The sequence below is a fragment of the Sulfitobacter sp. AS59 genome, from assembly GCF_038899995.1.
GTDB lineage: Bacteria > Pseudomonadota > Alphaproteobacteria > Rhodobacterales > Rhodobacteraceae > Sulfitobacter.
The window spans coordinates 264790-276915 of record NZ_JBBMQK010000004.1 but is presented as its reverse complement, the minus strand read 5'-3'; the positions used below and the strand labels follow the sequence as shown (position 1 = coordinate 276915).

The 12126-nt window shown below is 56.8% G+C and carries 13 protein-coding genes; 2 read left to right on the top strand and 11 right to left on the bottom strand.

Translation table 11 applies throughout. From position 1 onward, the window contains the following. Nucleotides 1-67 precede the first annotated feature (67 nt). The gene (locus WNY39_RS11475; RefSeq protein ID WP_342845675.1) at nucleotides 68-526 is read right to left on the bottom strand and encodes an Lrp/AsnC family transcriptional regulator; all 459 of its coding nucleotides are present in this window, start codon (nucleotides 524-526) and stop codon (nucleotides 68-70) included. Between the two features lie 142 nt (nucleotides 527-668). On the opposite strand from WNY39_RS11475, the gene ald reads away from it, so the two are divergent. Beyond that, nucleotides 669-1787: an alanine dehydrogenase gene (gene ald, locus WNY39_RS11470; RefSeq protein ID WP_342845674.1), complete on the top strand. Its 1119-nt coding sequence runs from the start codon at nucleotides 669-671 to the stop codon at nucleotides 1785-1787. Nucleotides 1788-1859: 72 nt separating this feature from the next. On the opposite strand, the gene mscL is transcribed toward ald, so the two are convergent. The 9 genes from mscL to pyk all read right to left on the bottom strand — a co-directional run bounded on the left by mscL (nucleotide 1860) and on the right by pyk (nucleotide 10552). Beyond that, nucleotides 1860-2297: a large conductance mechanosensitive channel protein MscL gene (gene mscL, locus WNY39_RS11465; protein WP_342845673.1), complete on the bottom strand. Its 438-nt coding sequence runs from the start codon at nucleotides 2295-2297 to the stop codon at nucleotides 1860-1862. Nucleotides 2298-2459: 162 nt separating this feature from the next. Then, nucleotides 2460-2909 carry a YtoQ family protein gene (locus tag WNY39_RS11460; protein ID WP_341233211.1) on the bottom strand — a complete coding sequence of 150 codons (450 nt, stop codon included), beginning with the start codon at nucleotides 2907-2909 and terminating at the stop codon, nucleotides 2460-2462. 15 nt (nucleotides 2910-2924) lie between these two features. Next, nucleotides 2925-5324, bottom strand: a complete 2400-nt coding sequence (gene pheT, locus WNY39_RS11455) for a phenylalanine--tRNA ligase subunit beta (RefSeq protein WP_342845672.1) — start codon at nucleotides 5322-5324, stop codon at nucleotides 2925-2927. 73 nt (nucleotides 5325-5397) lie between these two features. Further along, a complete protein-coding gene (locus WNY39_RS11450; protein WP_342845671.1) occupies nucleotides 5398-6186 on the bottom strand; it encodes a polyhydroxybutyrate depolymerase in 789 nt (262 codons plus the stop codon). A gap of 728 nt (nucleotides 6187-6914) precedes the next feature. Next, a complete protein-coding gene (pheS, locus tag WNY39_RS11445; RefSeq protein ID WP_342845670.1) occupies nucleotides 6915-7988 on the bottom strand; it encodes a phenylalanine--tRNA ligase subunit alpha in 1074 nt (357 codons plus the stop codon). A gap of 147 nt (nucleotides 7989-8135) precedes the next feature. After that, the gene (rplT, locus tag WNY39_RS11440; protein ID WP_093916655.1) at nucleotides 8136-8501 is read right to left on the bottom strand and encodes a 50S ribosomal protein L20; all 366 of its coding nucleotides are present in this window, start codon (nucleotides 8499-8501) and stop codon (nucleotides 8136-8138) included. A gap of 15 nt (nucleotides 8502-8516) precedes the next feature. Then, complete coding sequence (rpmI, locus tag WNY39_RS11435) at nucleotides 8517-8717, bottom strand: 50S ribosomal protein L35 (RefSeq protein ID WP_008228149.1); 201 nt, start codon at nucleotides 8715-8717, stop codon at nucleotides 8517-8519. A 117-nt stretch (nucleotides 8718-8834) separates the two neighbouring features. Further along, on the bottom strand, nucleotides 8835-9062 hold the full coding sequence (locus tag WNY39_RS11430; protein ID WP_342845669.1) for a hypothetical protein: 228 nt from the start codon (nucleotides 9060-9062) through the stop codon (nucleotides 8835-8837). Between the two features lie 44 nt (nucleotides 9063-9106). After that, nucleotides 9107-10552 (bottom strand): pyruvate kinase, encoded by a 1446-nt coding sequence (gene pyk / locus WNY39_RS11425; RefSeq protein WP_342845668.1) that lies wholly within the window; start codon nucleotides 10550-10552, stop codon nucleotides 9107-9109. Between the two features lie 311 nt (nucleotides 10553-10863). On the opposite strand from pyk, the gene WNY39_RS11420 reads away from it, so the two are divergent. Then, nucleotides 10864-11175, top strand: coding sequence for a DUF1244 domain-containing protein (locus WNY39_RS11420; RefSeq protein ID WP_342845667.1), 312 nt, complete (start codon nucleotides 10864-10866; stop codon nucleotides 11173-11175). 160 nt (nucleotides 11176-11335) lie between these two features. Here WNY39_RS11420 and WNY39_RS11415 read toward each other — a convergent pair whose 3' ends face one another. Further along, on the bottom strand, nucleotides 11336-12106 hold the full coding sequence (locus WNY39_RS11415; RefSeq protein WP_342845666.1) for an SDR family oxidoreductase: 771 nt from the start codon (nucleotides 12104-12106) through the stop codon (nucleotides 11336-11338). Nucleotides 12107-12126: the final 20 nt, after the last annotated feature.

Here is a 12126-nt window from a genome sequence, read left to right as displayed (position 1 = left end):
TTAGAGTACGTCGTCTTTTTAAGGGAACGCGTGACGCCGGGCGTTGATCCAGATCAACGCGGCTTATTCACACGGGCAACGCAGTGGTATTGCAGACCGTGCGCAACGCAAAGCTGGATTGCATCTGCCCGACGCCGGGCAAGCGGGCCAGAAACTGACGGTGGATGCGCGCGAAATCTTCGGTGTTTTCAGCAACCACCTTAAGCAGGTAATCGGCAGACCCCGCCATCAGGTGACATTCAAGCACAGCAGGTATCCGCGCCACCGCCTTTTCAAAGGCATCCAACACCTCGTCCGCCTGCCCTTGTAGGGTGATTTCAACGAACACGGTGGTCGGCACCCCCATCATGCGGGCGTTCAGCAGGGCGACATAGCCTTGGATGTACCCTTCGCTTTCCAAGCTTTGAACGCGCCGGTGACAGGCCGACGGCGACAGGTGAACCTGCTCGGATAGATCCGAGTTCGACATCCGGCCCTTGCGTTGCAGGGCGGTCAGAATACGGCGATCGATGTCATCAAGGCTCATGCGCGCAATACTTTCTCACTTTATCCAAATTTTGCGACAGATTATTCTAATTTATGCCCCCAAGGCGACCCATAATTGGTGCCTAATTTCACTTTAACGGGCGTATTTTGGCGCATAGACTCACCCACACAGGACAAAACCCATGAAAATCGGTTGCCCGAAAGAGATCAAGCCACAGGAATTTCGCGTTGGCATGACGCCAAATGCCGCGTTCGAGGCCGTGAAGAATGGCCACGAGGTTATCATCGAAACTGGCGCAGGCGTTGGTGCCGGATTTGAAGATGCCGATTACATCGAGGCAGGCGCCAAGATCATCGCCACCGCCGCCGAGGTTTTCGCAGACGCTGATATGATCGTGAAAGTCAAAGAGCCCCAAGCGGTCGAGCGCAAGATGCTGCGCGAGGGGCAAATTCTGTTCACCTATCTACACCTTGCCCCCGACCCCGATCAGACCAAGGACCTACTCGCCTCTGGTGCGACCTGCATCGCCTATGAGACGGTCACAGACCGTAGCGGCGGCCTGCCCTTGCTGGCCCCCATGTCCGAAGTTGCGGGCCGTTTGGCACCGCAAGTTGGCGCATGGACCCTGCAAAAGGCCAATGGCGGTCGCGGCGTTTTGATGGGCGGCGTTCCGGGCGTTGGCCCCGCGCGCGTTGTTGTCATCGGCGGCGGCGTTGTTGGCACCCATGCGGCGCGGATTGCGGCGGGCATGGGCGCGGATGTCACCGTGCTTGACCGGTCCCTGCCCCGCTTGCGGTATCTGGATGATGTCTATGGTGGTACGTTCAAGACGTCATATGCATCGGCGGGCAATACGATTGAACTGGCCCGAGAGGCGGACATGATTATCGGTGCCGTCCTGATCCCCGGTGCCGCCGCGCCGAAACTGATCAGCCGCGCCCAACTGTCCGAGCTTAAGCCCGGTGCCGTGCTGGTTGACGTGGCCATCGACCAAGGGGGGTGTTTTGAGACCTCCAAAGCGACCACACACCATGACCCTATTTATGTGGTCGACGGCATCATGCACTACTGCGTGGCCAACATGCCGGGTGCCGTTGCACGGACATCAACGATTGCCCTTGGCAACGCGACGATGCCGTTCATGCTGGCACTGGCAAATAAGGGCTGGAAAAAAGCCTGCGCAGACGATCCGCACCTTAAGGCGGGGCTGAACGTTCACGCGGGTCAATTGACCTATGCGGCCGTCGCCGAAGCGCTTGGGATGGACAGCATTAACGCTGACGAAGCCATAGCAGGGTAACTGATACCCTCTTTAATGCAAAAGGCCCGCAGGTGACTGCGGGCCTTTCTTGGTTCAATGGGTAAGACAGAATTACTTCTTGGTCTTGGCCAGCGAGTCGCGGATTTGCAGCAGCACGTCCAGCTCGGATGGGCCGGTGTCGACTTCTGGTGCAACATCGTCTGGTGCCTCGGCGGAGGCTTTCATTTTGTTGACAGCTTTGACAAGCATGAACACAACAAAGGCGATGATTACAAAGTTGATGCATGCAGTGATGAACGCACCATAGGCAAAGATCGCTGCGCCTGTTTCGCGTGCGGCATCAAGGCCGACGCCTGCAGGTACGTCACCCGACAAAACAGTATAAAGGCTGGTGAAGTCTGCACCGCCCAAAACCAGACCGATGATCGGGTTGATCAAGTCGCTTACCAGCGACCCTACGATCGCGGTGAATGCGGCACCGATGATGATACCAACGGCCAGATCCATCACATTGCCCTTGGCAATGAAGTCCTTGAATTCTTGAAGCATAGTATGTCCCTCATGTTATTTTAAGCGTAAGCTTTTACGTGTGTTAACCACGCGTGGCAGCCCGTTAGCACAGGTTGCACCAATTACGAGCATTTATTTTCGAAAAACACGCAAAATCGCGTAATTTATACGCTTACTGGCAATTTCACCCCACTTAAGGGCTTAATTGGGGAGTTTTCCGGTTAACACGTACTGCAAGATCTGAACAACTTGCGCGGGTTCCTGGACAACTGCCAAGGCCGCGGCGTCCACCTCTTTCAGGGCGTGGGCGTGATCTGGGCCATGCAAGATGACCAATGATTTACCCAAGGCCGCAGCATATCCCGCATCAAATGCCGCGTTCCACTGCTTGTATTGATCCCCGAACCGCACAACGACCACGTCGGCCATTTCAATGCCCTTGCGCGTGCGGATCGCGTTCAGCTGCGCGCCCTTGCGATCATGCCAGAACTTGTCTGCTTCGGCACCCATGATGGCAACGCCGCAATCATCGCTGGCCGCGTGATCCGTCACCGGGCTGTCAAAGCTGACATCGAGATCGGCCGCACCTTTGATAATCTGGTCGCGCCAATCGGTGTGAATTTCACCGGATAGATATACAGTTAAGGTCATATCAAGTCTCCCCAGTTATCCGCGCAACACGCCGCCGGTGGCTTTGGTAACCTTCTCGACCACCTTGGCACCGACCGCTTCGATATCGGCGTCTTTCAAGGTGTGTTCGACCGGCTGCATACGCACCGTCAACGCAAGGGATTTCTTGCCCTCGCCCAACGCCCCGCCGATGAATTCATCGAATACGCGCACGTCGTCGATCAGCGCCTTATCCGCGCCCATCGCAGCATTTACCAATGTCATCGCATCGACATCGGCATCCACCACAAAGGCAAAATCGCGTTCAACGGCTTGCAATGTGCTGGTTTTCAGCGCCGGACGTGTCGCACCTGATTTGCGTGGCATAGGCACCTCGGCGGGCCAGATTGTAAAGCCCATTGCGGGGCCTTTCACATCCAAAGCGGCCAACACGCGGGGGTGGATTTCACCAAACACGCCCAAAACCTTTTTCGGGCCAAGACAGATTTGCCCGTGGCGCCCCGGATGCCACCATTCGGCACCGTTGCGGTTGATCTGAACCTTGGCAGGCGCGCCGATGGCCGACAGCACGGCCTCGACATCAGCTTTGACGTCAAACAGATCGACGGACCGGGACGCGCCGTGCACGTCCTTGGGGCCAGTGCGCCCGATCAGAACACCGCTGACCTGCATGTGTTGCTCGCCAGGTTCGCCACCTGTGAACACCGGGCCAACCTCGAACAGCGCCATATCCGGGAAACCGCGTGCCTGATTGCGCGCAGCGGCCTGCAACAGCGCGGGCAGCAAGGCCGGGCGCATGTGGCTCATGTCATTGCTAATCGGGTTCTCAAGACGGGTTTCATCCGTACCACCACCAAAAAGCGCGGCAGAGGGTTGATCGATAAAGCTGTAGGATACGCATTCGTTATAGCCCAACGCGGCACAGGCACGGCGGGCCGCAGCCTCGCGGCGCTGCATCGGCGACAAGATCGGTTTCGGGATGCCTGTCGTCAAACGCGGCAAGGGGCGACCTTCAAGCTTGGTCAGCGACGCAATGCGCGCGACTTCCTCGACCAGATCAGCCTCGCCTTGAACATCGGGGCGCCAGCTTGGTACGTGGGCCATGTTCCCTTCCAGCCGGAAGCCAAGCGACGTCAGCGTCTTGCGTTGATCGGCCTCGGAAATGGTCATGCCCACCAGCGACTGAACCCGTGCGGCATCCAGCTTATAGGCACGCGAGAAGTCAGGCACTTTGCCTGCCACCACAACCTCTGACGCTTCACCGCCCGCGATATCAAGGATCATCCGCGTGGCATGTTCGATCCCGTAGGGTGTCCATTCAGGGTCGATCCCGCGCTCAAACCGGTACCGCGCGTCCGAGTTGATCTTGAGCGCGCGGCCCGTATAGGCGGTGCGCACCGGATCGAAATAGGCCGCCTCAACAAACACATTCACGGTATCCATGGAACAGCCGGTTTCGGCACCGCCCATGACACCGCCAATGCTTTCGACCTTTTCAGCGTCAGAAATCAGCGTCATGCCTTCGGCAAATGTGTACTCTTTGTCATCCAGCCCCATCAAAGTCTCGCCACCCTTGGCACGGTGAACGCGCAGCGTGTTGCCGGCGATTTTATCAGCGTCAAAGACGTGCAAAGGCCGGTTGCGGTCATAGGTGAAAAAGTTGGTCACATCGACAAGGAACGATATCGGGCGCAGCCCAATGGCGCGCAATGCGTCTTGCAACCATTCAGGCGACGGGCCGTTCTTAACACCACGGATCACACGACCGTAAAAGACGGGGCATTGGTCCAACGTATCTTCGTCGATGGACACCGTAACCGGGCAGGGAAAGGTCCCCTCGACCGCGGGGGTGTCGCGTTTTTTCAGCGTGCCCAAACCACGGGCCGCCAGATCGCGTGCAATGCCACGCACGCCCAAGGCATCAGGGCGGTTGGGGGTAATCGCGATCTCGATCACGGGATCAACCTTGGCCGGGTCATTTTCGGCCAGCCAGTCAACAAAGCGATCACCGACATTGCCCGATGGCAATTCGATAATGCCGTCATGTTCTTCGGACAGTTCCAGCTCGCGCTCGGACGCCATCATGCCAAAGCTTTCGATGCCACGGATTTTGCCCACGCCAATCGTGGTGTCGATGCCCGGCACATACACGCCCGGCTTGGCCACAACCACAGTGATGCCTTCGCGGGCGTTGGGGGCGCCGCAAATGATCTGCTGAACGCCCTCGTCGGTTTCAACCTGACACACGCGCAGACGGTCGGCATCGGGATGCTTTTCCGCTGACTTCACATAGCCCAAGGTAAAATCAGCCAGCTTGGCACCACGATCTTCGACGCCTTCAACTTCAAGGCCCAGATCGGTCAGCGCATAGGTGATTTCATCAACCGACGCCGTGGTGTCGAGATGATCCTTTAGCCAAGAGAGTGTGAATTTCATCGGTCAATCCTCGTGCAAATGCTTGGGCTAGGGCGTACCGCTTAATCTGCGCGGGTTCAATGCGGTTAGCGCGTCATTCACGCGCCATCAGATCATCCAATTGCGTGCCCAGCCAGTGTTCAGGAATAAAATGCCCGCCCGTATGCACATCCAGCGCCACCTTGCGGCCCTGACTGCACTGGTCCCAGACGATGTTCGTCGCTTCGGTATTGGCTCGGATCAGCCAATGTTGCGTGATCCGGCCCTGCCCGCAGCGAAAGGTTTTGCGCCACAGGGCAACCGCGTTGGTGGCATCATGGCCGGGACCGCGCGGCAGGCTCATCCAAATGTCTTTCAACCCGTGCACATGGCGCACTTGATCGGGCGGGTTCGGGCAAGGGGTCGCCTGCGGGATTGTCCCTGACATGGTCATCAAACCGGCAATCCGGTCACCCCGCGCACAGGCATAACGCCACGCCATCGCCGCACCAAACGAAAACCCCGAGATATAAATCTGGCTTTGGTCCACCGGATAGCGCGCCGCCACATCGGCCAACACGGCATCGGCAAAGTCGATGTCGGCAGGATCATCCTGCCAGAACCGCCACGCCCGGTTTTGCGCGGTGGGCGCGATCAGCATCACGCCACGCGGTTTCGTCTCAATACCGATACGCGGGTGGTTCACCACAGTCTTGCCGCGCCGTAGGAAGGCGTGGAAATGCATCATCACCGGAAGGGGGGAGGTGCCGTCCCAATCATCGGGCAGCAGGATATTATATTCGCGATTGCCGATCTTGCAGGGAATGTCACCGCCGCAGGTTTGGGCAGCGGCGGGGGCAGCAAGGAGAACATTGAAGCAAAACAGAAGTATAAAGAATTTCACCAGCGCAACTCACGGAAGGAATTTAAAAGTAGCGCGTTATTAGGCCAGCCCAGCGAGGGCGAAGATGGTCTCATCAATCCACGCAGTGGTGTCGAGATAGTCCTTGAGCCAGAAGAGTGTGAATTTCATACCAAAGCTCCTTGCGGCGTCGGTTTAGTTCAAGATGGTGAGTTCAATTACGAATTGCAAAACATAAGCCACACCGAGTATGAGCAGTAAAATTACAACGCGGTTCACCCAATCAGGAAGCCTCCTCACAGTCCAAAAGTTGACAGATTTTCCCACGCTTTCTTCGCATCTTACAGACGCGATAAAAGCGGCCCTCTGATTAAGATAAATACAATCAACAGTGATCAATTCGTGAGCAGCAATATACGGCACCAAAATTTGGCAATGACCGTTTTCGACATTCTTCACACTCCAATCACACGGCGGGTTTATGGCGATGTTCCTTGGAAAGTGACTAAGGACAATCTCAACACTAGCAGCCGCACGGCGCCCCTCATTAGAAACGAAGAACTGTTCATTGTAGATTTCCAGTTGGTCAACTGGTTCGTCTTGACCCGCTAGGTTAAGGACATGACGGCTGCTATGAGGTCGCCCATAGATCAATTTTGGGCGAAGCCTAACTATATAGAATATAAGTGCCGCCAATAGCGAAAATATGAGACCGAGAGCACCATCAACTATACCATCCAGGTATGGTAGAAGATCACCTATCCAATCGATCACCGGCTCAAACCACCATGCAAGTTCGGCTGATCCAAGCTGGCGAAGCCGTAGTGGCGCAGCCAGCGGAGGTCTGAATCAAAGAACGCGCGCAGGTCGGGGATGCCGTATTTCAGCATCGCGATGCGGTCGATGCCCATGCCAAAGGCAAAGCCCTGCCATTCAGCCGGATCGATCCCGCCTGCTTGCAGCACCTTGGGATGGACCATGCCGGAGCCCAGAACTTCCATCCAGTCGTCACCTTCGCCAATGCGCAGCTGACCGTCGACCCATGAACACTGGATGTCGACCTCGGCCGATGGTTCGGTGAACGGAAAGTGCGAGGCGCGGAAACGGGTTTTGATGCCGTCGACCTCAAAGAACGCGGCAAAGAATTCTTCCAGCGTCCATTTCAGGTTCGCCATCGAGATGTCTTTGTCGATTGCCAGACCTTCGACCTGATGGAACATCGGCGTGTGGGTCTGGTCGTAATCGGCGCGATACACACCACCGGGGCAGATGATGCGCAGGGGCGCGCCTTGGGCCTCCATTGTGCGGATTTGCACGGGGCTGGTATGGGTGCGCAGCACATGCGGCGGGCGGTCATCGCCCTCGGCGCGGGCCATATAGAATGTGTCCATCTCGGCGCGGGCAGGGTGGTGGCCGGGGATGTTCAGCGCGTCAAAGTTATACCAATCGGTATCGATGCGCGGCCCTTCGGCCACCGAGAAACCCAAATTAGCAAAGATCGCGGTCACTTCTTCCGTCACCTGACTGACGGGGTGGATCGTGCCCTGACGCGTGCCACGGCTGGGCAATGTCACGTCCAGCCATTCACTGCGCAGACGTTCATCCAGCGCGGCATCACCCAAGGCGGCCTTCTTGGCAGCAAGGGCCGAGTTAATCTCGTCTTTGAGGGCATTCAGCGCGGGGCCAACGGTCTGGCGCTCTTCCGGGGTCATTTTGCCCAGTTCGCGCATTTTCAACGCGACTTCGCCTTTTTTACCCACAGCGGCCAGACGGATGTCTTCCAGCCCTGCTTCGTCGGCGGCACCAGCGATCTGGCCCAGATATTTCGCTTTCAGGTCGTCCATATCGGCCTCATGTCTTATGTTCGAGCTGGTGCTACCAGAATTGCGCCCGAATACAAGGCGGCGCGGCAAAAACCGCAGCCCCCACAACGTAAAACGCCGCCCCGAGACCGGAGCGGCGTTTTGGTATTCTTAAGAGGCGAAAGGCGCTTACGCGGCCAGTGCGTCTTGTGCTTGCTTAACAATTGCACCGAACGCGTCTGGTTCATTCACGGCCAGATCGGCCAGAACCTTACGGTCTACTTCGACGCCTGCAAGGGACAGACCATTGATAAAGCGGCTGTATGTCAGCGCTTCGTCATAGCTGCGCACAGCAGCGTTGATCCGTTGGATCCACAATGCGCGGAAGTTGCGCTTGCGGTTCTTACGGTCGCGGGTTGCATATTGATTTGCTTTGTCGACGGCTTGACGCGCGACCTTAAAGGTATTCTTGCGGCGGCCATAGTAACCTTTGGCTGCTTTAATTACCTTTTTGTGACGGGCGTGGGTGACGACACCACCTTTTGTACGGGACATATCGGCTCTCCTATCTTAGCGGTCGTAGGGCATGAAGCCCTTGATGATCTTTGCATCTGGCGCAGACAATGCTGTCGTGCCACGTGCGTTGCGCAGGAACTTGTTGCTCCGCTTGATCATGCCGTGCTGTTTGCCGGCCTGACTGCCGATGACCTTACCGGTCGCCGATACTTTAAAGCGCTTCTTAGCGCTCGACTTGGTCTTCATCTTGGGCATTTCCGTCTCCTTGACTTGAGTTCGGTAGATGCGCGACTCGGCATGCCACGTGGGCCGGACGCGCGGAACGAAGCTGGCGTATAGGTCGGACCGGGAAATATGGCAAGCAGAAAAGCGTTACCAGAATTTATACCGGGCGATCACGTTCACGATCGCATTGGGGATATCGCGCAGGCTGTACCCGTCGGAGTGGGCAAGGAAAGCGTATATAACCAAACCGGCCGCGATGACCACCGTTACGATCGAAACGCGCGGCGGACGGCTGTCGGCAAACGCCGATACGATGGATGGGATCGACAGCACAGCAAGGGCAAGACCCAGAACCAAAGCAAGATCGGTGTCCATGGAATAGTTGCCCTTACCGAATTCGTTTCACCTGATGGCGCAGATTAGTCCGGATCAGCGCTGAAAATCAAACTTTCATCGCAAGGCGCGACGCGCAGGATGTTTGTACTGCCCTCAACGTTGAATGGCACGCCCGCCACCACAACCACCATATCTTCCGGCTTGGCATAGCCCTCGTCACGGGCGGCACGCACGGCGCTGACAACAGCCTTTTTGAACCGGTCGAGCCGTTCGGTAACGATACAATTGGTGCCCCAGCTGAGCGTGAGCCGCCCCGCGGTCTTGGCCAGCGGCGTCAGCGCAATGATCGGTACCCGTGGGCGTTCGCGGGCAATCAGCAGGGCAGTTGTGCCGCTTTGGGTAAAGCAGCAGATCGCCTTGATGTTTGTGGTTTCGGCAATCTCGCGGGCGGCGGCAACAATCCCGTCCGCGACGGTCATCCGGTCAGCAGCACGCGATGCCTCGATAATTTGCGTGTATGTCGGGTCAAGCTCTACCTCGGTGGCGACATTGTCCATCGTCCGAACCGCTTCAATTGGATATGATCCTGCCGCGGATTCCGCCGACAACATGACCGCATCAGCCCCTTCATAAATCGCGGTCGCCACGTCCGACACTTCGGCGCGGGTTGGCATCGGGCTTTCGATCATCGATTCCAACATCTGCGTCGCAACGATCACCGGCTTTGCAGCGGCGCGACATTTGCGAACCAGACGTTTCTGGATCGGTGGCACGTTCTGGATCGGCAGCTCGACCCCCAGATCACCGCGCGCGACCATAATGCCGTCGCTGACCTCAAGAATATCCTCAAAACGGGCAACGGCAGATGGCTTTTCGATTTTTGACAACAGCGCCGCCCGCCCCTTGGCCAGATCACGCGCCTCAAGAACGTCTTCGGGGCGCTGCACAAAGCTAAGCGCAAGCCAGTCGACACCCAGATCGCAGACAAACTCAAGATCGGCCCGGTCTTTGTCGGAAAGCGCGGCAAGGGGCAGCACCACATCTGGCACGTTCACACCTTTGCGGTTCGAAATCACACCGCCGATCACCACTTCGCAGTTGGCGAAATCGGGACCGCAGTCTTTGACCTTAAGACGGATTTTACCGTCATTAACCAAAAGGCTCGCGCCGGGTTCCAGCGCCGCGAAAATCTCGGGGTGGGGCAGGCATACGCGGCTTGCATTGCCTTCGGCCTCGTCCAGATCCAACCGGAAGGGCGCGCCTTCGACCAACAACTCACTGTCGCCTGCAAACACACCAACGCGCAGCTTTGGGCCCTGAAGGTCGGCAAGAATACCGATGGTCGATCCGGTTTCCTTTTCGATCTGGCGGATAATGTCGTGCTTGACCCGAATTTCATCATGGCTGCCATGGCTCATGTTCAGGCGAAACACATCCGCACCCGCCGCATGCAAAGCCGAGATCATCTCGTGGGTATCAGAGGCAGGCCCCAAAGTAGCGACTACTTTTACATTGCGTGTGCGTTTCATACTCTACGTCTTCCTTCGTCAGTTGGGCCGGTCATCGGCCCCAAATTCATCCAAGCTTACCCCTCTTTAGCACGGGTGTCGCTCAGAGTGGATAGTAAATGCGTTAGCGATAACATCAATCGCGCAACGCGGGCCGGAATACCCTGCGCCCGATCCATACCCGGAATTATACGGCAAATGGTTTCAGCAATATGACCGGCATCGCCTTTTCCAGCGAACTGCGCCATGATCTGTCCGCCGGTGCCGCAGGGACGTGTCCTTGACACCATGCTGGTCCGAACCCAAATTTGATCTCAAACAGGAGAGACATCATGCCCACGCAAACCGAGATCGAACTGCAAGCCGCCGCCTTTCGCCGCCTGCAACAACACCTGATGCAAGACCGCACCGATGTGCAGAACATCGACATGATGAACCTCGCCGGTTTTTGCCGGAACTGCCTGTCGCGCTGGTACCAAGAAGCCGCAAATGAACGCGGCATCGAGATGGGCAAAGAAGAAGCCCGCGAGCTGTTTTACGGCATGACGATGGATGAGTGGAAAGCCAACTACCAGACAGACGCCAAGGCTGAGCAGCAAGAAGCGTTCAAGGTCGCGTTCGAAGAGAATGTTGGGAAGGGTTAGAGGTACTCACGAGCACCGGTTTAGCGTAACCTCGCCTCGGACACTGCCAATCAGCACGCTTTGGTAAAATGCCGCAATGCCCACCTATGCAGGGCCATTGCGGCATCTATATACGTAACATCTCGTTCGCCGACCCGAAATTCCCGTCGCCCATAACGCCTTATTTCATCTGCATGTCATAAACCATTTTCATCACCATACGACGCGGCAAAAGTGGAACGAGCCAGTTCAACATGAACCGCATTTTCCGATCATTAATCACCCGCAGTTTACCTTTCAGCATGGCGTCATAGCCGAACTTGGCGACATTTTCAGGCGCTGCCGGATTATCCTGTGTCATCGACAGCTGATCCATCGCGGCCGACTGTGCAAACTCCGTATCAACGAATCCGGGTTCTAGCGTCGTGACGGTCACCCCGTAGGGACGCCACTCAAAATCAAGCGCGGGGGAAAGAGTGCTCACAAAAGCTTTGGTCGCAAAATACGTCGCCTGCAATGGTCCGGGTTGATACGCCCCGGTCGAACTGACGTTCAGAACCTTGCCACTGCCGCGCGCGACCATATCCTTGCCAACCAAGTGACACAGTTGCACCAACGCCGCGACGTTGAGATCAAGCATTGTCATGTCGGCCTCAAGCCCCCGATCCAAGAATGTACCATGCCCCCCGAAACCAGCATTATTGATCAAGATATCGATCTGCGCACCCTGTGTGGCGTCGTAAAGCGCCTTGGCAGCCCCGGACGCCCCTAAATCAAGCGGTATCGTTTTCACCTTAATGCCGTGTTTGCTCTCAAGCTCGCCTTTGAGTTCGTCCAGCTTGTTCCCGCGACGTGCGGTGATGATCAAGTCACCGCCCTTTGCTGCATGATACCGTGCAAATTCGCGACCAATGCCAGAAGATGCGCCTGTGATAAGTGCTGTGTTGGACATGTGTTTTCCCCATAAGTCAA